The sequence below is a fragment of the Litoreibacter ascidiaceicola genome, from assembly GCF_900129235.1.
GTDB classification, from domain to species: domain Bacteria; phylum Pseudomonadota; class Alphaproteobacteria; order Rhodobacterales; family Rhodobacteraceae; genus Litoreibacter; species Litoreibacter ascidiaceicola.
Genome location: NZ_FQUV01000004.1, coordinates 232,369 through 252,740, shown reverse-complemented (window position 1 = coordinate 252,740; position 20,372 = coordinate 232,369). Strand labels below are relative to the sequence as shown.

Genomic DNA, 20,372 nt, shown 5'->3' with positions numbered 1-20,372 from the left:
CTACCAAGTAAAGTCGGAAACTACCTTATTTTGTGCCGAACATTCGGTCACCCGCATCCCCTAGCCCCGGGACAATATATCCATTGTCATTCAAGTGACTATCCACCGAAGCTGTCACAATCGGCACGTCCGGATGCGCTTCTTTCATGCGGGCGATGCCTTCAGGCGCGGCCAGCAAGCATAAGAATCGGATGTTCGTCGCCCCTGCTTTTTTCAGCAAATCTATCGCCGCCACGGACGAGTTTCCGGTCGCCAGCATCGGGTCTACGGCGATCACCATCCGCTCGTCCATAAATTCCGGCACCTTGAAGTAGTATTGCACGGGCTGAAGCGTTTCTTCGTCGCGGTAGAGGCCGACGAACCCTACACGGGCGCTCGGGATCAGTTCCAGCATTCCGTCGAGCAAGCCGTTGCCCGCCCGCAAGATGGAAATCAAAGCAAGTTTGCGGCCTGCCAATGTGGGCGCGTCCATCTCCTGCATCGGGGTTTCGATGCGTTTGGTTTCCATCTCCAGATTGCGCGTGACCTCGTAGGCCAGAAACTGGCTGATCTCGCGCAGCAATTGCCGGAACACCGCTGTGGGGGTGTCCTTCTCGCGCATTAAGGTCAGTTTATGCTGCACCAAAGGGTGATCCACGACGGTCAGGTGAGGGATATCGGTCATGAGGCTGGCTCCAGTGCTTTGAGTAGTTTGTCGCGGGTCGCGGCGTCGCAGAATGCCGCGTTTGCGGCGGTGACGTTCACCGCGCGAATTGTTTCCTCCTCCCAGCCGAAATGATGGCCCAAAAGGTCATATTCCTCGCTGAGAGTGGTGTGGAAGAATGGCGGATCGTCCGTTGATACCGTCACCGGAACGCCGCGCTCGCGCAGCCGTTCGATCGGGTGAGAGCGCCAGTCGGCATAGACGCCAAGCGCCACATTCGAGCCGGGGCAGACCTCCAGCACAATCTGGTGTTCAGCCAGATGATCGACCAATGCGGGATCGTCGATGGCCTGAACCCCGTGGCCTATACGCTCCACCTTGAGGTCACGCACGGCCTGCCAGACGCTTTCCGCGCCTCCCCACTCACCCGCATGGGTCGTCAGACGAAGCCCCGCCTCGCGGGCCATGTCGAAGCTGTAGGCGAAATCGCCCTGCGTGCCTTGCATCTCGTCCCCGCCCATGCCGAAACCGGTGATGAACTCCCCTGCCGTCTCGCGAGCGCAAATGGCAGCGGTCTTGGCCTGATCCGGCCCGAAATGACGAATACAGGTGATGATGCCGCGCATCTCGATCTGGGGAAGTTTGGCTGCGGCTTCCTGCATAGCGTGCATATATTCGCGCCACGCGCCGACATCACCACCGCCGCAAAAGTCGGGGGACAGAAAAGCTTCTGTATAGATCACGCCCTGTTCAATGGATTGCTCCAGCACGGCTGTGGTCAGGCGGCCAAAATCGTCAGGGCCGGTGAGCACGGTGCATGCGGCCTCGTAAACGCTGAGAAACTGGTTGAAGTTCTCGAAGCGGTAGGAGCCGTCTTTGTTGAACACACCTTCCAGATTGGTGCCCTTCTCTTGTGCCAATCCACGGATAAACGCAGGCGGAGCAGCGCCTTCGATATGCAAATGCAGCTCGATTTTTGGAATGCTCATAGGAAACTCCGCCCCGGGCCACGCTCGGACAGCCCCAAATGATCCGCAACGGATGCGGCGACGTCCACGAACATGACCTGCCCGATATCCTTTGCCCCGACGCCAGCCCCGATAACGGGCACTTGCTCGCGTGTATGTTCGGTGCCTTCCCAAGTCGGGTCGTTGCCGTGATCCGCGGTGAACAGCATCAAATCACCTGCGCGCAGCTTGGCCAGAATAGGGCCGATGGCAGCGTCAAACCACTCCAGATGCGCCGCATAGCCTTCGGGGTCGCGGCGGTGGCCGTAGAGGCTGTCGAATTCTACGAAATTTGCAAAGACCAGAGCACCGTCCGGTGCCTCATCGACCAAGTTTGACAGATGGCCCATTAGCACATCGTCGAACCCTTTGCGGTTTTCGTCGACACCGCGGCCAGAGAAGATATCCCCGATCTTACCGATGCCATAGGTCGCGCGACCGTCAGCCTTGGCCCAATCCAGCAGCGTCGGCGACGGGACTTCCATCGCGTAGTCGTGGCGGTTCTTGGTGCGCTCGAAGCTGGAGGCATCCGTACCGATGAAAGGCCGCGCGATGACGCGCCCGACATTCATCGCGTGCAGAATTGGTGCCATGTGCTGGCAAAGCTGCTGCAATCGATCAAGGCCAAAGCTTTCTTCATGTGCCGCGATCTGGAACACGCTGTCGGCAGAGGTGTAGCAAATAGGCTTGCCCGTCCGCATATGCTCCTCGCCCAAGCGCTCGATGATTTCCGTGCCAGAGGCATGGCAATCGCCCAAGATACCGTCCGTGCCGCAGAACTTGGCGACCTGTGCGCTGATCTCGGGGGGGAAGCTTGGGGTCGTGTCGGGAAAGTAGTGCCAGTCCCAAGGAACTGGAACACCGGACAATTCCCAATGGCCTGAGGGCGTGTCCTTGCCCAGCGACACTTCGCGCGCAACGCCGTGCAGGCCTTCGGGCTTCACATCGGAAATCCCAACAGCCTGTCCCAACCCCAACCGCATCAGGTTTGGCATTTTCAACCCGACGCGCTCGTGAATATGAAGCAACGTGTTAGCGCCTTCATCCCCGAAGCTGGCGGCGTCAGGGGCATGACCGCAGCCAGCAGAATCCAAAACGACAAGAAAGGCGCGGCTCATATTGCCACCCGATCGACGAAAAGCTCCGGCGGTGTCACTTTTGCCGCGCCGATCTGGAACGCTTTACGCACCGCGCGTTCCGCTTTCGCGGCGGCTTCCTCGGTGGCGGCATGGACCATCGCAAGGGGAGTGGTTTTGTCGACGGCATCACCAATGCGTTTGAAGGCGGACAAGCCAACCGACGGGTCGATCTTGTCCGTCTCGCGACGACGCCCGCCACCAAGTTCAACCACTGCCAAGCCCAAGGCCCGCGTATCAACCGCACGGATATGGCCAGTTGCGAGCGGCAGGACCTCTCGCACGATATTAGCTTCCGGCAAGCAGAAGCGCCAGCTTTGGTCGAAATCCGTGGGGCCGCCCAGATAGGCGACCATGCGGCAAAACTGCTCCATCGCAGCACCCGATGTGATGGCATCGTTGAGCATGACCCAAGCTGCCTCCGCATCGGCCTTCATGTGTTTGTTATTGCCCAGAAGCTCTGCCCCCAAGGCGAGCGCCACTTCGCGCAAACGTTTTTGTCCGGTGCCGCTGAGGGCCTCCATCACGGCGCGAATTTCAACGGCATTGCCCGCAGCGGTTGCCAATGGCTGCGACATGTCGGTGATCAAGGCGGTGGTCGGGCAGCCCGCACCAGAGGCGACTTCTACCAGCGAGTAGGCCAAGCGTTTGGCTTGCGCCGCGTCTTGCAATATTGCGCCGTTGCCCGTCTTCACATCCAGCACCAGCCCTTGCAGTCCTGCCGCCAGCTTTTTGGCGAGGATCGAGGCGGTGATCAGGTCTATACTGTCCACAGTCGCGGTCACGTCACGGATCGCGTAAAGGCGACGGTCGGCGGGGGCAACCTGCCCCGACGCGCCGACAATGGCGCAGCCCACCTCGCGGACGACATGTTGCAATTTGGATGTGGAGACGTTGCTGGTATAGCCCGGAATGGCCTCCAACTTGTCGAGCGTTCCGCCCGTGTGGCCCAAGCCCCGCCCCGACACCATCGGAACGTAGGCACCACACACTGCCAAGGCAGGGGCCAAAACCATCGAGACCGGATCGCCGACGCCGCCGGTTGAATGCTTGTCGAGCACCGGGCCGGGAAGCTTCCAGCGCAACACCTCGCCGCTGTCGCGCATGCCTTCGGTCAAGCCCACGCGCCCGTCTGCCCCAAGACCTTCCATCGCCACGGCCATTGCAAAGGCACCAGCTTGCGCGTCACTCACGCCGGATTGCTCGGCCAAAGCCTTGCCGAACCAACGGCATTCAGCCGCGCTGACGGGTTGGCGGGTCCGGATTTTGCCTATGATCTGTGCCGCGTCCATGATTATGCCATATGCCCCGCGTCAAACGCGCCGGGCAGCAAGGCGGCCACGGTGGTGTGTTCGAGCGTACCCGCGGTGGTGGCCAACGTCACCGGCACGTGGCCTGCGGCAAACTCGGCCAGCTTTTGGCGACAGCCGCCACAGGGCGGCACAGGGGTCGGTGATCCGGCGACGACGCAGACCTCTGCGATCTCGCGCTCGCCTGCCGCGACCATGGCGGCGATGGCTCCGGCCTCGGCACAGGTTCCTTCGGGATAGGCGACATTTTCGACGTTGCAACCAACAAAGACCGATCCGGATTTCGTGCGCAGCGCGGCTCCGACCTGAAATTTGGAATACGGCGCGTGCGCGTTCTCGCGAACAGACAGCGCGTGTGGCAGCAAATCAGACATGAATGTCCCCCAAGACGTTTCAGCCGATAGTGAAGCGCGCGGCGCGGAGTTTCAATGCCTCGGTTGCGGGGAAAAGCACGGGGCCGTTTAAATTTTCGAAAAGAATGGCTTGCGGGCGGGGTTACCCCCGCTCGTGCAGCATCAAGACCCCTGCGGGTAGCCCAAGGTTTTCAGTGCCTCGGCGATCTCGTCAAGGATCGCTGGATCATCAATCGTCGCGGGCATTTTGAAATCCTTGCCGTCGGCAATCGCCACCATCGTGGCGCGCAAAATCTTGCCGGACCGCGTTTTCGGCAACCGGTCGACCACACAGGCCAGCTTGAAAGCGGCCACAGGGCCGATCTGGTCGCGGACCCGCTTGACCACCTCTTTGACGATCTCGTCATGCGGACGGTTCACCCCGTTGCTGAGACACAAGAAGCCCATGGGCAACTGGCCCTTCAACTCGTCGCCGACACCGATCACGGCGCATTCGGCAACGTCAGGATGACCCGCCAGAACCTCCTCCATGCCGCCCGTGGACAGACGGTGGCCCGCTACGTTGATCACGTCATCGGTCCGCGCCATGATGTAAAGGTATCCGTCCTCGTCGATCATCCCCGCATCGCCCGTTTCATAGTAGCCAGGGAAGTGAGTGAGGTAGCTTTTGATGAAGCGCTCCTCGGCGTTCCAAAGGTTCGGCAACGTGCCCGGTGGCAAGGGCAGCTTGATCGCAATCGCACCCAGCTCACCCGCCTTCATCTGGTGCCCGCCCTCGTCGAGGATTTGCACATCGTAGCCCGGCATCGCCACAGTCGGAGAGCCGATTTTGACTTTCATCGGCTCAATACCCATCGGGTTGCCCGCGATGGTGTAGCCGGTTTCTGTCTGCCACCAGTGGTCGATGATCGGTTTCTTGAGATGCTCCTGCATCCATTCGATGGTATCGGGATCGGCCCGTTCGCCCGCCAGATACACGGTCTTCAGGCAGGACAAGTCGTACTTCTTGATGAAGTCGCCATCCGGATCGACGCGTTTCACCGCGCGGAAAGCCGTCGGGGCGGTGAAGAAGCTTTTAACATTGTGCTCCTGAATGACCCGCCAGAACGTGCCCGCATCAGGGGTGCCGACCGGCTTGCCCTCGAACACCACAGTGGTGTTCCCGTGGATCAGCGGCGCGTAGCAGATGTAGCTGTGGCCGACGACCCAGCCCACATCTGAGGCGGCCCAAAACACGTCGCCGGGCTCCACGTCGTAGATGTTCTTCATCGTCCAGTTCAGCGCCACCAGATGCCCCGCTGTAGCGCGGATCACGCCTTTGGGCTGGCCCGTAGTGCCGGAGGTGTAAAGGATATAGGCCGGATGGTCGCCCGAGACGGGAACGCAGTCGGCAGGCTCAACGCCGAACTGGAAGCCGTGCCAGTCATAATCGCGGCCCTCGATCAGCTTGGCGACTTCCTGCTCGCGCTGGAAGATCACGCAGAAATCGGGCTTGTGCTTTGCCAGCTCGATCGCGCCGTCCAGCAGCGGTTTATAATGCACTACCCGACCCGGCTCGATCCCGCAGGAGCCTGCGATGATTGCCTTGGGGGTCGCGTCGTCGATGCGCACGGCCAACTCATTGGCCGCGAAACCGCCGAACACGACCGAGTGGACAGCCCCGATGCGCGCGCAGGCCAGCATGGCTTCAAGCGCTTCCGGAACCATTGGCATATAGATGATGACGCGATCGCCTGCCTCGATACCTTTGCTCTTTAGGGCACCCGCGAGGGACGCCACACGGGTTTGCAGCTCGGCATAGGTGATTTCATGCTTGGTGTGGGTGACCGGGCTATCGTAGATGATGGCCACACGGTCACCGTTCCCGGCTTCAACATGACGGTCCACGGCATTGTAGCAGGTGTTGACCTGTGCATCCTTGAACCACTCATAAAGTGGGGCGTTGTCCGAGAAGAGCGCCTTGGACGGAGGTTTTACCCAATCAATGGCATCCGCCTGCTCCATCCAGAACCCTTCCGGATCATCAAGCGAGCGTTTGTAGATGTCGGCATAGTTCATTGGGGGTCCCTCCTCATTCTTGACGCGACTTAAGCGTCAGAACGAGAAGGGTGCAAGTAACACTATGCCACAGTTTGCGCTATCAGCTGTAAAGCCGCTGCACGCCGAAACTGTCGTGGATCTCGTTTGCAGTGGCTTGGCCAATGCCCAGAGCGGTTGCCAATTCGTGCAGATACTTGGCCTCTTCGCGGTTATCCGGCTCTATGGACATCACGGACATGGAGTAAACCTGCGTCTCCAATCCTTCGGGTGTGTCCTTGGCGATTGCCGCGGCATCGACAGGCTCACTCATGGCATTGCGCACGAACGCCATGTCGGCTTCGGTAGCGTCTTCGCCGATGGTAGCCATCAGGGTTTCTCGCTCGGTTTGATCAATTTCACCGTCGCAGCGCGCCGCCATGACCATCGCGCGGATCATCAGGCCTGCGGTGTCTTCTTCGGCAGGTTCCTCAACGGGGTTATCCTGGCTCAGCAAGTCTTCGAGCGATCCGCCGGAGCCACCGCGTGCCGAAGCCAGCCCGCCAAGCAATCCGCCGATACCGCCGAGGCCTCCTGCCAAACCGCCCGTTCCGCCAGAGGCGCCACCTGTAAGGCCGCCCAACATGCCGCCAAGACCGCCAGAGCCACCGGCCCCACCCGCCATTCCACCAAGCATTCCACCCAAGCCGCCAGTGCTGGCAGTGCCGTCCGCAGACGCGCTGCTACCGCCGCCTTTCAGACTGTCCATAACTTTACCGATACCTCCGGCTTGCTGGACCTTTTGCATCCCCTTGGCGACAGCAAAACCGATGGCAACTTTGGTGACCATATTCATCAATGACATAGTGTGTTCTCCGTATTGGCAGCAGGCCGCCGCAACGGGGCCCTTCCCTTAAGAGAATGGGGGCGACACATCCATACGTCTAGGGGGAAAGTCAGACCAGTTCCGGCTCACGTCCCAAACGAGTGGCCAGCGGGGCAACGGTCAGCCCTTGCACGATGATCGAGAAGATCACGACCACATAGGTCGCTGTCAGGATTATCGGTTTCCATTCGTTATCGGGCAGTGACAGCGCCAAAGCGACGGAAATGCCGCCTTTCAGGCCGCCCCAAGTCATAATCGGGATCACGCCTTTCGAGAATTCGCGGAACGGGCGCAACAGCAGGATCGGAACGGAAACAGCCACGAGCCTCGCAAACAGAGCCAACCCGATGGAAAGAACCCCTGCCACCATTCCGTTCATCGAGAATGCGACCGCAAAGACCTCGACCCCGATGAGCAGGAACAAGACCGCATTCAAAATCTCGTCAATCAACTTCCAGAATCCGTCGACATAGCGGCGGGTAATCTCGGACATGCCGTATTTCGCGCCGACATCCCCGATCAAAAGCCCCGCACAAACGGCCATCACTGGGCCAGAAAGGTGCAGGTAGACCGCCAGAGAATAGCCGCCGAAGGCCAACGCGAGGGTGATCAGAACTTCAAGGGAGTAGTCGTCGATATGGCGCATCACACGGAAGGTCAGCCATCCCAGAACGACACCAAGCAACGCGCCGCCCACGGCTTCTTGCAAAAACAACTGGGCTGCTGCCATCAATCCGCCGCCGCCATGCGCCTCGCCATGTGCATCCACGGCTGGAAATGCGACACCGACCAGCACCAAGAAGACGACGTAGCCGACGCCGTCATTGAACAGGCTTTCGCCCGCGATCTTGGTTTCCATGCTTTTCTTCAGATTGGCTTGACGCAGAACGCCCAGCACAGCCACAGGGTCGGTCGGCGATATCAACGCTCCAAACACCAGCGCGATCATGATCGGCATGCCGGTGATCCAAGAAAAGCCGAAGCCCGCGACGACCGTGGACAACCCGACACCGAGTGTTGCCATCAGGGCGACGACCCGCCATTCGCTCCGCAAATCAGCCAGCTTCACATGCAAAGCGCCCGCAAACAGCAACAGTCCGAGCATGCCTTCGAGCAGGGCCTCTGAAAAGTCTATGGACTTCACGACCGAGCGGACTTCATCTGTCACGCCGAGTTGCGGCGCAAGCAGATCGACTGCCATGACCCCCATTGAGGCCAACAACGCCACGATCAAGATGCCAATAGAGGACGGGAGTTTGAGAACCAGATAGTTCACCGTGCCAAAAACCGCCGCCAATACCAGCAGCAGCGATGCGATTTGCAGAATGTCCATATGGTGCTCCGTCTCACTGTCCGAGTGCCTCACCCTCTCGCGGGGCGATATCGGCCAACTTATCTTATTCCGCACCTCAAGCCAGCCGCAATCGCATCGACTTGAAAGATCAGATGCGCCTGCCCTTCGATTGACAGAAGCCGCGGAAAGCGCCAAGGCCGTAGCGAACTCATTGGAGACTGCATGCCCCCCAAAACACATATCGATACCTTCGGAGCGGTCTCTCTGGTCGGACTCGCCCTGTTGCTTGCCATCAATCAGGTGGTGATCAAGGTGGCCAACGACGCCTTCCAACCCGTATTTTTTGCGGGGGTCCGCTCGGCGGGCGCCGTTTTGTGCATCCTGCTTTGGATGAAGTGGCGGGGGGTGAAATTGACCTTGCCACGCGCGGTCGTGCCATCCGCGCTGCTGATCGGTGTCGTTTTCTCGGTCGAGTTTCTGATGCTCTTCACAGCGCTGGACCTGACCACGGTGTCACGTGCCTCGGTGATCTTTTACTCCATGCCGCTTTGGTTGGCCTTGTCAGCGCATTTCCTCATTCCCGGAGACAGGCTCACCCCGCAAAAGACCTTGGGACTTGTTCTTGCCTTCGCCGGTGTCGCGTGGGCCATCTTTGATCGGGGCGACGGCGGCGAAGCGTCGTTGCTGGGCGACTTGTGCGCGTTGGGTGCGGCGATGGGATGGGCGGCGACCGCATTACTGGTGAAAGCCACGCCTTTGAAAACCGTGCGCCCGGAGGTGCAGCTGTTCTACCAAGTCGCGATCTCTGCAGTGGTGCTGCTGGCCGTGGCACCGCTTTTCGGCCCGCTGATCCGCGATCCACAACCCGTGCACTATCTGGTGCTGGCGTTTCAGATCGTGGTTGTCGTGACCTTTGGCTTTATCTTCTGGCTTTGGCTCATGTCGATCTACCCCGCCTCGGGCGTGGCGAGCTTTTCATTCCTGTCACCGGTCCTGTCAGTGCTACTGGGCTGGTTGTTGCTAGACGAAAAGATCGGCGTCTCGGTCCTCGGCGCGCTGGCTTTGGTGGCGGTCGGCATCGTGTTGATCAACCGCGCGCCCAAAATTCAGGTGCCGCAGAACGTCTGACGCACCATCTGTTGTTGGGTGGGTGCTGCTTCCAAGTCGCTAAACTCGGGGCTATCGACAAACGGGTTTTCCAAAGCCGCGTTCAGCCTGTGGAACGGTGCGTAATCGCCTTGCAACCCTGCCTGGATCGCCTCCTCAACACGATGGTTGCGCGGGATAATCGCGGGGTTAACGGCGCGCATGAGCGCGGCGTCCCCGCCATCCCAATCACGCTCCCATTCATCGAAACTGGTCGGGTCCACGAACTCTTCACGAGCCCCCTGCCCGCGCGCCAAAGCACGAAAGACGCGCGTGAAATCAGCTTGGTTATCCGCCATGCGGGTGAGCAGGTCTTGCACCATTGTCACTTGCGCATCACCGCCGGTTTCGTATCCGATCTTGGCGAAGAACACGCGTTTCCACGCCTTCGTGTAATGGTCCCCAAACGTGGCCAGCGCGTCTTGTGCCGCCGTGATCGCCTTGTCCTTGTCGCTGTCAATGAACGGCAACACGCACGAGGCCAGTTGAGCGAGATTCCAGACCAAGACCTCGGGCTGGCCCTGATAGACGTAGCGCCCGCCTTGGTCGATGGACGAAAACACGGTGGCAGGGTGATAGGCATCCATGAAGGCGCAAGGTCCGTAGTCAATCGTTAGGCCACCCACATGGGTGTTGTCGGTGTTCATCACCCCGTGGATGAAGCCCAGCCCCATCCATTTGGCGACCAGTTCGGCTTGTGCGACGATCACGGCGTTCAGGAACCCAAGTCCGTCACCTTCATCGACATGCGGGTAATGGCGGCCGATTGTGTGGTTCAGCAACAGCTCAAGCGCCTCACGGTCTTGGCGCGCGGCAAAGTACTGGAATGTCCCGACCCGAATATGCGACCCGGCCACCCGCGTTAGGATCGCGCCCGGCTGCAAGGTTTCGCGTGCGACTGTTTCGCCCGTGCTGACAGCCGCCAAGGCCCGTGTCGTCGGCACGCCGAGTGCATTCATGGCCTCGCTGACGATATACTCGCGCATCACAGGGCCAAGCCCTGCCCGCCCATCCCCCATCCTTGAATACGGCGTGGGACCGGAGCCCTTCAGCTGGATGTCCCACCGGGCGCCATCCGGCCCAACGACCTCGCCCAGCACATTGGCCCGTCCGTCGCCCAGCTGCGGTGACCAGCCACCGAACTGGTGGCCGGCATAGGCTTGGGCCAACGGCTCCGCCCCATCCGGCATGGCGTTGCCAGCCAGCATCGCAAGCCCCGCGTCAGAGCGGAGCCACTCCAGATCCAAACCCATCTGGTCGGCAAGGCCATCGTTCAACGCAATTATGGAAGGCGCCGCGACAGGTGTCGGGGGCATCTTGGTATAAAACCTGTCCGGCAATCGGGCATAGGAGTTGTCAAACTTGGGGGAGGTCACAACCGCGCAATCCGTTCGGTCAACAGGGCGAAGAAGCCTTCCGCATCCACATCCCCCATGAACATCGCGTTCGGTGTACGGTCTGTCACGCCCCACCAGTCGGCGACAGTCATGCCAAGGGTCAGTTCGGACGTGGTTTCAATCTCGACATTGACGTGGCGGCCAGAGAACAAGTCCGGCTTTAGCAGATACGCGATTACGCAAGGATCATGTAGCGGTGCTCCTTCGGAGCCATATTTCTCCTTGTCGAACCGCTCGAAAAAATCGGTCCATTCCGCCACCATGCGACCGGCCTCATTACCAAGATTACGAAACGCCTCGACGCGCGCGCGGTTGGTCAGAGCTTTGTGGGTCACGTCCAGTGGCATAACGACAATCGGCACACCAGAGGCAAAGGTGATTTTCGCGGCCTCGGGGTCGACATAGATGTTGAACTCGGCGGCGGGGGTGATGTTGCCCACCTGAAAATAGGCGCCGCCCATCAGCACAATTTCTTGCACTTTCACGATAATGTCCGGCGCCCGCTGGAAGGCCGTCGCGATATTGGTCAGCGGACCAAGCGGGCAAAGCGTGACAGTTCCGGCAGTCTCCGCGCGCAAGGTGTCGATGATGAAGTCGACCGCATGCTGATCCTGCAGTGGCATGGTCGGGTCTGGCATTACCGGACCGTCGAGGCCGGTTTTGCCGTGCACATGCTCTGCCGTGACCAGCTTGCGTGCTATTGGTGCGTTGCAGCCCGAAAACACTTTGGTGTCGGGCTTGCCCGCCAACTCGCATACGATGCGCGCGTTCTTTTGCGTCAAAGGCAAAGGCACGTTGCCCGCCACCACAGTGACACCAAGCACGTCCAATTCTTCGGGCGAGGCCAATGCCAGCAGAATTGCCACAGCATCATCCTGCCCCGGATCGGTGTCGATGATGATCTTGCGCGGAGTGCTCACAACGGTCTCACTTTCAGCTTCGTCAATCTGTTATGCAACCGCTCCACCACCTCGAACCGGAACCCGTGGAACGAGAATACCTGCCCTCTGGTAGGAATGGATTGCGCCTCGTGGATCACCAGCCCTGCGACCGTGTTGGCTTCCTCGTCCGGCAGCGACCAGTCCGCCATGCGGTTCAGATCGCGGATGGTCATAGCGCCCTCCACCAGATAGCTGCCATCTGTTTCCGGCTTCAACGCCTCGACTTCAGCCACGTCGAATTCGTCGGTAATCTCACCCACGATTTCTTCGAGGATATCCTCAAGCGTTATGAGACCCTGCAGAGCGCCATATTCGTCGACCACTAGTGCAAAATGCGTATGTAAGCGCAAAAACTGCCGCATTTGATCGTCCAGTGCGGTAGTTTCGGGTACGAAATACGGCTTCCGCACAACATCCATAATGTCGAAATCGCTCAGGCTTCGAGAAGCCCGGTCTTGGCCGCGCAGGGTTTTGTCGACCGCACGCAGCAAGTCTTTTGCGTGCATGACACCCACAATATTTTCCTGCTCATTGCGGTAAACAGGCAAGCGGGTGTGGGGGCTACGCAGGCATTGGCTGATAATTGCCTCCGGTGCGTCTTCAGCATTGATCATCTCGATCTCCGAGCGGTGGAGCATGATTTCCTCCACGTCCCGCTCGCTGAGGTCCAATGCGCCCAGCAGCCGGTCACGCTGTTCTTTATGGACGACGCCCTCCTCGTGGCCCAGCGCCAATGCGCCGGCAATTTCCTCGTGAACCGAGAGGATGTGACTGTCGGGATCGGTCTCGACGCCGAACAGGTTCAGCATGCCGCGCACCAAAGCCCGCACGGCGGTCACCATGGGGGCGAAGACCAAGACCACGACGGAAATCGGCCCTGACACTTTGGCCGCTGCGGTCTCGGAATTGGTAATCGCGTAGGTCTTGGGCAGCACCTCGGCAAAGACGAGCACCAACAGGGTCATGACCAGCGTGGCCCAAGCCACGCCACTTTCGCCGAAAATCTTTGTGAACAAGGCAGTTGCCAAAGACGCCGCGAGAATGTTCACGAGGTTGTTGCCCAGCAAGACCGAGCCGATCAGCCGCTCGTTATCCTCGGTGATTTTCAGCGCGCGTACAGCCCCGGGCGACCCTTTGTCTGCCTGACTGCGCAGTTTGCCGCGTGACGCAGCCGTCAGCGCCGTCTCGGAGCCAGAAAAGAACGCCGACAACAAAAGCAGCACCACAATGCCGCCTGACGTCACCCAGAAAGCGGTATCAAAGATCGTTGAAGTGTCGTCCATTCTGGTTTTCGGTCCTGTAAAAGAAAGCTAAGTGAGAGTTATGGGGTGCCAAGCCCCCTGCTTCAAGGGAAACCGCCATGCCCAATATCCGCGATCTAGGCGAACTGACCGGCGAAGTCCTGCTGTTCGGTGGCGTTTATTCCAACCTGCAAGCCTTGCACGCGCTGATGGAGGTCGCGTCAGCGCGCGGCATTCCCGCCTCGCACTGCCTCTTTGCAGGCGATGCCGTTGCTTATGGCGCGGACGCGCTGACCTGTGCGAAACGATTGCGGGATTGGGATTGCCCGTCCATCCGGGGCAATTGCGAGCAGCAACTGCTTGACGGGGCCGCAGATTGCGGCTGCGGGTTCGAAGACGGCACGGCCTGTGACATCGCGTCAAAGACATGGTTCGAACATGCCGCGCGGCAATTGGGGGCGCGCGCAGCGGAGTTTTGGCAGAGCACGCCGGACTGGCTGCGGTTTAGACATGCGGGCAAGCAGTATATTGTTGTCCATGGGGGTACAGACGATGTGGCGCGGTTTATCTGGCCCTCCGATGACATCGACACATTCGACCGAGAAATCTCGGCGATCCAAGCTCAAACCGGCCCGATTGATGGCGTCATCGCAGGGCATTCGGGTGTTCCATTTGAACGGGTCATATCCGGCACGACGTGGATCAATGCCGGCGTCATCGGGATGCCGCCGCATGATGGCAGACCCGAAACCCGCTATGCAATTCTGTCCGAAGACGGGGTGCGCTTCCACGCGTTAAACTATGACGTCGAGGCGGCAGCGCAGGCGATGGAGCAGGCTGGACTTGTGCAAGGGTATGAGGTCGGGCTGAGGTCCGGCATATGGCCCAGCGAAGACATCCTGCCCGCAGCATTAAGGCGTTAACCGCCTAACCGTTTGCCAACGGGTGATGCTCCATCACCAGCTCTTTCAAACGCTCGTCCAGAACATGCGTGTAAATCTCGGTCGTTGAGATATCTGCATGTCCAAGCAATGTTTGAATGGCTCGCAAATCCGCACCATTGGCAAGCAGATGGGTGGCAAATGCATGGCGCAACGTATGCGGGGTCACCTTTGACGGATCCACCCCGCCCGTGACGGCAAGTTCCTTGATCAGCATATAGAAGCGGTGGCGGGTCAGGTGACCTGATTTGCCACGCGACGGGAACAGGAATTTGGACGCAGGCTTGCCCTTGGATTGGCCAGCGGCATCCATCTCGTCGCGCGTCTCGATCCAGACAGCCACCGCATCGCGCGCCGACGCGGCAAGTGGAACCATGCGTTCCTTGCCCCCTTTGCCCCTGACCAGCAACATCCTCGGATCACCGCGCGCCGCTGATACAGGCAAGGTCACCAGCTCGGTCACGCGCATCCCCGTCGCATATAGCAGCTCCATCAGACAGGTGTTTCGCAATCGGTCTTCCTGACTGCGTGCCGAGGTTTGTGCAGCACCTAGCAAGCGGTCGACCTCCTCGACGCTCAACGTCTTGGGCAGCGACTTCTTGCGCCCCGGCCCTTTGATCTGGATCGCGGGATTGTCCTCGCGCCAGCCCTCTTCATAGGCGAAACGGTAAAGCTGTTTGACCGCTGAAAGGCGCCGTGCACGGGTGGATTGGGCGAGCCCCTGATCATCGCAATGAATGAGATAATCTTCGACATCTGCCCGCGATGCGGTCTCGAAAGACGGGCCGCGATCGTTCAGCCATCCGGCGAAGTCGATCAGGTCACGCCCATAGGCCAAAAGCGTGTTCTCGGACGCGTCCAGTTCGGCGGCTTGAGCGTCCAGAAACGTCTCGATCCAGCGCGACATGGCGGGTGGCAAACTCAACTGCGTGGCCGCGTGATCAACGCATAGAGCGCCATGCGGCGGGCGATGTCGGCAAAGCCCAGATGCCGAAGCGTGCGAAGCCCGTTTTCCAGCGCCAGCGGGTCGGCGCTAGCCCCGTCTTCCATCATTTTGACGGCTTTCAGTGTTGCCAGCCCAAGATTGCCGTTCTTGATCATGGGTTCCAGATCACTCGCAGGCCCTGCGGCCGTGAAAGCAGCAGCGACCGCCCCTTCCAAGGCATCCAGATTGCCGGATTGCGCCACTTCACCAATCGTCGCCACATCCCCCCGCGCAACAGCGCGCCATAATGCTGGCGTGTCAGCGGAGATGGTATCGGAGTTGGCAGCAGCCTCGTAAGCGGGCGACAGTAGCGCCAGTCGCGTCGCGTCTTCGCGGACGGGGTCGAGCAGCGGCAACCCCAAGAGCGCCTCCCCGAACATGCTGGCCAATGCAGGCTCTAGCCCCGCGCGGCGCATTGCACGCACCGCCGCGGGCAATTGTGCAGCTACCGCGTTCGGATCACGAGCCCTCAACGCCGCCTCAAACGCTTGAACCGCGTCCACGCGATCCCAAACGCCACCAGACGCCGCAGGTTGACGCTCTGTGTAGATGGCCAAAAGGCGCGAAGGCAATATCGCCCCGGTGCGCGCCAGCCGTTCAGCTGCGGTGATCCGGGGTTTCCAGCCGCCGTTTTCAGACAGCGCGGCAAAGGCAAAAGCATTGGGCAGCGCCGAAAGCGACAGAGGCTCGCCAATGGCTTCATGCATCCGGAAATTGAGAGGCGTGACCCGTGTGGGTGTCGGCAGCGGGGCTTCCCGCTCAAACAATTCGGGATCAAGGAACCGCGCCATCAGGGCATCTTCCGCAGGCGTCATCACATCGAGCGCTTTGGCGGTGTTGAGCGTGAGATTCGCGGCGTCCCAATCGCCAGCCCGCGCCATGCAAAAGATGCGCGCGGGATATGTGGGCGACAAATCCGGCTGACGTAGCATCCGCGTGCAAGCTGCGTCCTCTTCCCCCGTCAACAAACTGACATCGAACCAGCGCTGGAACAACGCTGCGGTCCCTGGATCGGCACGATCCAACAAAGCTTTGGCCTGATCCAACGCGCCCAAGGCCAGCAGCTCGTCGACCCGCGCGCGGAACAAGATGTCGTCATTGCTGCTGTCGATGGGCGGTGCAAGCTCAGCCAGAAGCAGACGACGCATCAACTCTGCCAAAGGCGGGGGCAGATCGGGTCGCAAGTCACTTAACGCAGCCGCGAGAGCTTTGGAGCTGGTTGTTCCCCAAAACCGCAGGGGAATTCCGGTGACGGAGCTTGGCACCAACCCCACCGCGTCACGGCTGGGTGCCCCCAAAGTCGTCGTCACCACCGAAGCGGGCGTCGCAGAGCGCGCCACATCATCTACGGCTTTGGCTTGGGGTAAATTCGGCGGCACTACGGTCTTCGGGGCCTCGACCACATTCGACAACCAGCCGATTGCGGACAGCGGCTCATCGGCGCGCGCCCGCTCAAGCGGCATCGCAATAAAACTCAAAACAGCAAAGGCTACGGCAAAATTACTAATTGGCATCCAAAGTGACCGGTTGATTCACCTCGACCCGACTTGGAGTTAGGTCGCCCAAATAGGCATAGCCGATGATCCCGACAATTCCTACCACGATCAGGAAAATCAAAGCTTTTAAAAGCCGTATCACGCTGCATCTGCCTTTTGTCTGGGGCGATTTTTGTTGTCGCCCTTTGCGCCTGTTGGTTGATTCATATATGGCTTTTTCGGCAAGTTCACTCCATTCAGAGTAGAAATAAGTAAATTGAGCGAGAGAATGCCACCCAAAGCCATGACCCTGACACGCCCCTTGGTCCTCGTGGGCATGATGGGCGCTGGAAAAACGGCCATTGGCGGGGCTGTGGCCCGCATTTTGGGCGTGCCATTTCTGGACAGTGACGAAGAGCTGGTGCGTGCGGCAAACCGCTCGATCGCCGAGATTTTCGAACGCGACGGCGAAGCCTTTTTCCGCGCACGGGAAACAGAAGTGATCTCGCGCTTGCTGGACGGTGAGCCGGCTGTGCTGTCTACCGGTGGCGGCGCATTCCTGAGCGAGGCCAACCGCGCATTGATCGACGAGAAGGCGGTGTCGGTCTGGCTACGCGCCGAATTGTCCCTTCTATGGTCCCGCGTTCGGCATAAAACCACCCGGCCTTTGCTGCGCACGGCCGACCCGCTCGCCACGCTCACCGAAATCTACGAGACGCGCAATCCGATCTATGCGCAAGCGCAACTGAGCGTCGAAGCCCGCCCCGAGTACTCCATTGACGACATGGCAGAGCAAGTCATCGCAACCTTGCACGACGCAAACCTCCTGAAAGAAGCCAACACGTGACACATCCGCACGAAACCGTTCACGTCGCCTTGGGCGACCGCAGTTACCGCATCGAGATTGGCCACGGGGTGCTGGCAAACTCCGGCGCATGGGTCTCCCCCCTGCTGAGCCGCCCTCGTGTGGCCGTCGTCACCGATAGCACGGTCGGCCCGCTTCATTTGGACAGCTTGAGCGACGGGTTGGCCGCCGAGGGGATAGAGATGACCCATCTCACCCTGCCCGCCGGCGAGGCGACAAAATGCTGGCGCTACCTCTCTGAGACCGTCGAGTGGCTGCTGGAGCAAAAAGTAGAGCGCGGCGATATGGTCCTCGCCTTCGGAGGCGGCGTCATTGGTGATCTGGTCGGATTCGCCGCCGCTATTCTGCGTCGGGGCGTGCGGTTTGTGCAAATCCCCACGTCCTTGCTTGCTCAAGTGGACAGTTCTGTCGGTGGAAAAACGGCGATCAACTCGCCGCATGGCAAAAACCTGATCGGGTCGTTTCACCAGCCGTCTTTGGTCCTGGCCGATGTCGCTGTCCTTGGCACCTTAACCGAGCGCGATTTTCTGGCGGGATATGGCGAGGTGGTGAAGTACGGGCTATTGGGGGACGCGTCGTTCTTTGAGTGGCTTGAGATCAACGCCCCGACGCTGGCCGCCGGAGACGTCGCCAAACGTATCGAAGCTGTCCGCTGGTCCTGTCAGATGAAAGCCGACATTGTCGCGCGGGACGAAACCGAACAAGGCGACCGCGCCTTGCTCAACCTCGGCCATACCTTCGGTCACGCATTAGAGGCCGCAACGGGCTATTCAAATCGCTTGCTCCATGGAGAAGGCGTTGCCATCGGCTGTGCGCTGGCTTTCGAGGTCTCGTCGCGCCTTGGCCTGTGTTCGCAAGAAGACCCCAGCCGCGTCCGCGCGCATCTCAAGGCGATGGGCATGAAAACAGACTTGAACGATATTGAAGGCGACTTGCCGGATGCGGACGGGCTGTTGGCGCTTATGGGGCAAGACAAGAAGGTCACACAAGGCACGCTGAACTACATCATGGCGCGTGGCATTGGCGAGGCCTTCGTCACATCCGATGTCGACACCTATACCGTGCGTCGCGTGTTACACGAAGCGCTCACCTAGCCCTATCATTGCTTCAAAAATACCTCGGGGGTGTGGGGGCTGGCCCCCACAAAATCAGCTTCCTAAAATCACGCGGACGTAATTCCGTGTCTCGCGATACGGCGGCACACCGCCATGCTTTTCAACAGCGCCCGGCCCTGCGTTATAGGCGGCAAGCGCCAAACGCCAGCTTCCGAACTTGCGGTACATCTGCTTGAGGTACCGCGCTCCGCCCTCAAGGTTCTGCTTCGGATCACGCGGGTTCACCCGTAGCTTGCGCGCGGTTCCGGGCATCAACTGTGCCAGACCAATCGCGCCCGCATGGGAAACCGCGTGCGGTTTCCAGCCACTTTCCTGCTGCACGAGCCGCAGGAACAAATCCGTAGGAATTCCATGCTTGCGCGCCGCGCTTTTCGCGTCTTCAAGGTAGACGCCTTTATACGAGCCGCGATAGCGTGGGATCGCCGTGGAGACGCCGTAGGAAATCTTTTTGGTTCCCGGCTGCAACTTTGTGGAGGCTTTGTATTGCGACGACAAACGCCCGTCGAGGAGCCGGGCTTGCGAGCTGAAAATCTTTGACCGGTTGCTGGTCGAGCCTGATGACGCGAGTCCCTCGGCCACTGTAACCTGTGGGAATGACGGCACCATTACTGAGAATGCCGCCAATGCTACCAAGAGCTTACGCATTTACACCGATCCCGTCACCACATCAAACTGCGCGCAATATAGTCGAATAATCGACATTCGCCACCCCCTGCGCAAATTTGCGCCTACCATAGAGTGTGGTTGTAAGTCTCCCATTAACCAAATACCGACGATATAAGAGCACCAAAGCAAGATTCGGGAGACGCACGCACATGGCCGGTTCAGTTAACAAAGTCATTCTTATCGGCAACCTCGGGCGCGATCCCGAAGTCCGCACGTTCCAAAACGGTGGCAAGGTATGCAACCTGCGGATTGCCACATCCGAGACGTGGAAAGACAAGAACACCGGCGAGCGTCGCGAGAAAACCGAGTGGCACTCGGTCGCGATTTTTCAGGAAGGTCTTGTTCGCATCGCCGAACAGTACTTGAAGAAGGGCTCCAAAGTTTACATCGAGGGCGCATTGCAAACCCGCAAGTGGCAGGACCAAAGCGGTGCTGACAAATATAGCACCGAAGTCGTGTTGCAAGGATATGGCGGCACCCTGACCATGCTCGACGGCCCAAGTGGCGGTGGTGGCGGTGGCAACTACGGCGGTGGCGGTGGTGGCGGAAGCTACGGCGGCGACCCTATGGGTGGCGGCTATGACAGCGGTCCATCTGGCGGCGGCGGTGGTCAATCCAACCCGTCGAGCGATATCGACGACGAAATCCCGTTTTAGAACATTTAGAACAATCATTAAAAGGGGCCGGTCGGGCCCCTTTTTTCATGTCTTGGACTTACTATCTGGCCGCTTGCGCCACAGCAAAATGGTCCCGAAGAGGAGCGCCAGAAAAATCGCACCGGGGACAAGCACGAAAAGTTGCAAGTCCTCCCCCGACATTTGCCAAGGCATCTTTGCGCGGCACTTTCCGCTGGTCGAAAACGCGCAAGCCATGGCCGAGACATACATGTACCCGAAGACCCACAGCCCGCCGAAGCAGGCTGTGAGAACGGTCATGGTCACCGCCATCACACGCT

20 protein-coding genes are annotated in these 20,372 nt (G+C 59.7%); 5 read left to right on the top strand and 15 right to left on the bottom strand.

Features of this window, described 5'->3' with window-relative positions:
- Positions 1-25: 25 nt before the first annotated feature.
- The 8 genes from upp to BUB72_RS10085 all read right to left on the bottom strand — a co-directional run bounded on the left by upp (position 26) and on the right by BUB72_RS10085 (position 8,684).
- On the bottom strand, positions 26-664 hold the full coding sequence (upp, locus tag BUB72_RS10120; RefSeq protein WP_073143515.1) for a uracil phosphoribosyltransferase: 639 nt from the start codon (positions 662-664) through the stop codon (positions 26-28).
- Positions 661-1,632 carry an adenosine deaminase gene (locus BUB72_RS10115; RefSeq protein ID WP_073143513.1) on the bottom strand — a complete coding sequence of 324 codons (972 nt, stop codon included), beginning with the start codon at positions 1,630-1,632 and terminating at the stop codon, positions 661-663. The genes upp and BUB72_RS10115 overlap by 4 nt, the downstream gene beginning before the upstream one ends.
- Positions 1,629-2,768, bottom strand: coding sequence for a phosphopentomutase (locus BUB72_RS10110; RefSeq protein ID WP_073143511.1), 1,140 nt, complete (start codon positions 2,766-2,768; stop codon positions 1,629-1,631). The genes BUB72_RS10115 and BUB72_RS10110 overlap by 4 nt, the downstream gene beginning before the upstream one ends.
- Complete coding sequence (locus tag BUB72_RS10105; RefSeq protein ID WP_073143509.1) at positions 2,765-4,078, bottom strand: thymidine phosphorylase; 1,314 nt, start codon at positions 4,076-4,078, stop codon at positions 2,765-2,767. Before BUB72_RS10105 ends, BUB72_RS10110 begins: the two co-directional genes overlap by 4 nt.
- Before the next feature lie 2 nt (positions 4,079-4,080).
- The gene (locus BUB72_RS10100) at positions 4,081-4,470 is read right to left on the bottom strand and encodes a cytidine deaminase (RefSeq protein WP_073143507.1); all 390 of its coding nucleotides are present in this window, start codon (positions 4,468-4,470) and stop codon (positions 4,081-4,083) included.
- Between the two features lie 141 nt (positions 4,471-4,611).
- A complete protein-coding gene (gene prpE / locus BUB72_RS10095) occupies positions 4,612-6,507 on the bottom strand; it encodes a propionate-CoA ligase PrpE (protein WP_073143506.1) in 1,896 nt (631 codons plus the stop codon).
- An 82-nt stretch (positions 6,508-6,589) separates the two neighbouring features.
- Entirely contained in the window at positions 6,590-7,330 is a 741-nt protein-coding gene (locus BUB72_RS10090; RefSeq protein WP_073143505.1) for a DUF533 domain-containing protein, read from the bottom strand.
- 91 nt (positions 7,331-7,421) lie between these two features.
- Positions 7,422-8,684 carry a cation:proton antiporter gene (locus tag BUB72_RS10085; protein WP_073143502.1) on the bottom strand — a complete coding sequence of 421 codons (1,263 nt, stop codon included), beginning with the start codon at positions 8,682-8,684 and terminating at the stop codon, positions 7,422-7,424.
- Between the two features lie 183 nt (positions 8,685-8,867).
- Between BUB72_RS10085 and BUB72_RS10080 the strand changes: the two genes are divergently transcribed.
- Entirely contained in the window at positions 8,868-9,773 is a 906-nt protein-coding gene (locus BUB72_RS10080) for a DMT family transporter (protein ID WP_073143500.1), read from the top strand.
- Here BUB72_RS10080 and BUB72_RS10075 read toward each other — a convergent pair.
- Genes BUB72_RS10075 through BUB72_RS10065 form a run of 3 tightly spaced genes read right to left on the bottom strand, consistent with a single transcriptional unit; the run spans position 9,752 to position 13,412 of the window.
- Positions 9,752-11,167: a protein adenylyltransferase SelO gene (locus BUB72_RS10075; protein WP_073143497.1), complete on the bottom strand. Its 1,416-nt coding sequence runs from the start codon at positions 11,165-11,167 to the stop codon at positions 9,752-9,754. The two genes, BUB72_RS10080 and BUB72_RS10075, sit on opposite strands and share 22 nt — an antisense overlap.
- Positions 11,164-12,108 (bottom strand): nucleoside hydrolase, encoded by a 945-nt coding sequence (locus BUB72_RS10070; RefSeq protein ID WP_073143495.1) that lies wholly within the window; start codon positions 12,106-12,108, stop codon positions 11,164-11,166. The genes BUB72_RS10075 and BUB72_RS10070 overlap by 4 nt, the downstream gene beginning before the upstream one ends.
- On the bottom strand, positions 12,105-13,412 hold the full coding sequence (locus BUB72_RS10065; protein ID WP_073143493.1) for an HlyC/CorC family transporter: 1,308 nt from the start codon (positions 13,410-13,412) through the stop codon (positions 12,105-12,107). The genes BUB72_RS10070 and BUB72_RS10065 overlap by 4 nt, the downstream gene beginning before the upstream one ends.
- Positions 13,413-13,489: 77 nt before the next feature.
- Here BUB72_RS10065 and BUB72_RS10060 point away from each other — a divergent pair, with 77 nt between their 5' ends.
- Entirely contained in the window at positions 13,490-14,293 is an 804-nt protein-coding gene (locus tag BUB72_RS10060; protein ID WP_073143491.1) for a metallophosphoesterase family protein, read from the top strand.
- Between the two features lie 4 nt (positions 14,294-14,297).
- Here BUB72_RS10060 and BUB72_RS10055 read toward each other — a convergent pair whose 3' ends face one another.
- Together BUB72_RS10055 and BUB72_RS10050 are read right to left on the bottom strand one after the other, a co-directional pair.
- Positions 14,298-15,218: a site-specific tyrosine recombinase XerD gene (locus BUB72_RS10055; RefSeq protein WP_073143488.1), complete on the bottom strand. Its 921-nt coding sequence runs from the start codon at positions 15,216-15,218 to the stop codon at positions 14,298-14,300.
- A 14-nt stretch (positions 15,219-15,232) separates the two neighbouring features.
- Complete coding sequence (locus tag BUB72_RS10050) at positions 15,233-16,774, bottom strand: hypothetical protein (RefSeq protein ID WP_175549147.1); 1,542 nt, start codon at positions 16,772-16,774, stop codon at positions 15,233-15,235.
- Positions 16,775-17,075: 301 nt separating this feature from the next.
- Between BUB72_RS10050 and BUB72_RS10045 the strand changes: the two genes are divergently transcribed.
- Together BUB72_RS10045 and aroB are read left to right on the top strand one after the other, a co-directional pair.
- Complete coding sequence (locus BUB72_RS10045) at positions 17,076-17,618, top strand: shikimate kinase (RefSeq protein ID WP_245814787.1); 543 nt, start codon at positions 17,076-17,078, stop codon at positions 17,616-17,618.
- Positions 17,615-18,730, top strand: coding sequence for a 3-dehydroquinate synthase (aroB, locus tag BUB72_RS10040; protein WP_073143480.1), 1,116 nt, complete (start codon positions 17,615-17,617; stop codon positions 18,728-18,730). Before BUB72_RS10045 ends, aroB begins: the two co-directional genes overlap by 4 nt.
- A gap of 54 nt (positions 18,731-18,784) precedes the next feature.
- Here the strand turns inward: aroB and BUB72_RS10035 are convergent, their stop codons facing one another.
- On the bottom strand, positions 18,785-19,396 hold the full coding sequence (locus BUB72_RS10035) for a lytic transglycosylase domain-containing protein (protein WP_073143478.1): 612 nt from the start codon (positions 19,394-19,396) through the stop codon (positions 18,785-18,787).
- 170 nt (positions 19,397-19,566) lie between these two features.
- Between BUB72_RS10035 and ssb the strand changes: the two genes are divergently transcribed.
- Positions 19,567-20,073: a single-stranded DNA-binding protein gene (ssb, locus tag BUB72_RS10030; protein WP_073143475.1), complete on the top strand. Its 507-nt coding sequence runs from the start codon at positions 19,567-19,569 to the stop codon at positions 20,071-20,073.
- A 45-nt stretch (positions 20,074-20,118) separates the two neighbouring features.
- Here the strand turns inward: ssb and BUB72_RS10025 are convergent, their stop codons facing one another.
- Entirely contained in the window at positions 20,119-20,352 is a 234-nt protein-coding gene (locus BUB72_RS10025; RefSeq protein ID WP_245814786.1) for a methionine synthase, read from the bottom strand.
- Between the last annotated feature and the right edge of the window lie 20 nt (positions 20,353-20,372).

Bases quoted from the DNA above. Each gene is read 5' to 3' on its own strand.
- BUB72_RS10115 (WP_073143513.1), bottom strand. From the start codon at position 1,632: ATGAGCATTCCAAAAATCGAGCTGCATTTGCATATCGAAGGCGCTGCT.
- BUB72_RS10110 (WP_073143511.1), bottom strand. From the start codon at position 2,768: ATGAGCCGCGCCTTTCTTGTCGTTTTGGATTCTGCTGGCTGCGGTCAT.
- BUB72_RS10085 (WP_073143502.1), bottom strand. From the start codon at position 8,684: ATGGACATTCTGCAAATCGCATCGCTGCTGCTGGTATTGGCGGCGGTT.
- BUB72_RS10045 (WP_245814787.1), top strand. From the start codon at position 17,076: ATGACCCTGACACGCCCCTTGGTCCTCGTGGGCATGATGGGCGCTGGA.
- prpE (WP_073143506.1), bottom strand. From the start codon at position 6,507: ATGAACTATGCCGACATCTACAAACGCTCGCTTGATGATCCGGAAGGG.
- BUB72_RS10055 (WP_073143488.1), bottom strand. From the start codon at position 15,218: ATGTCGCGCTGGATCGAGACGTTTCTGGACGCTCAAGCCGCCGAACTG.
- BUB72_RS10080 (WP_073143500.1), top strand. From the start codon at position 8,868: ATGCCCCCCAAAACACATATCGATACCTTCGGAGCGGTCTCTCTGGTC.
- BUB72_RS10100 (WP_073143507.1), bottom strand. From the start codon at position 4,470: ATGTCTGATTTGCTGCCACACGCGCTGTCTGTTCGCGAGAACGCGCAC.
- BUB72_RS10025 (WP_245814786.1), bottom strand. From the start codon at position 20,352: ATGACCGTTCTCACAGCCTGCTTCGGCGGGCTGTGGGTCTTCGGGTAC.
- BUB72_RS10105 (WP_073143509.1), bottom strand. From the start codon at position 4,078: ATGGACGCGGCACAGATCATAGGCAAAATCCGGACCCGCCAACCCGTC.
- upp (WP_073143515.1), bottom strand. From the start codon at position 664: ATGACCGATATCCCTCACCTGACCGTCGTGGATCACCCTTTGGTGCAG.
- BUB72_RS10090 (WP_073143505.1), bottom strand. From the start codon at position 7,330: ATGTCATTGATGAATATGGTCACCAAAGTTGCCATCGGTTTTGCTGTC.
- ssb (WP_073143475.1), top strand. From the start codon at position 19,567: ATGGCCGGTTCAGTTAACAAAGTCATTCTTATCGGCAACCTCGGGCGC.
- BUB72_RS10060 (WP_073143491.1), top strand. From the start codon at position 13,490: ATGCCCAATATCCGCGATCTAGGCGAACTGACCGGCGAAGTCCTGCTG.
- BUB72_RS10035 (WP_073143478.1), bottom strand. From the start codon at position 19,396: ATGCGTAAGCTCTTGGTAGCATTGGCGGCATTCTCAGTAATGGTGCCG.
- BUB72_RS10065 (WP_073143493.1), bottom strand. From the start codon at position 13,412: ATGGACGACACTTCAACGATCTTTGATACCGCTTTCTGGGTGACGTCA.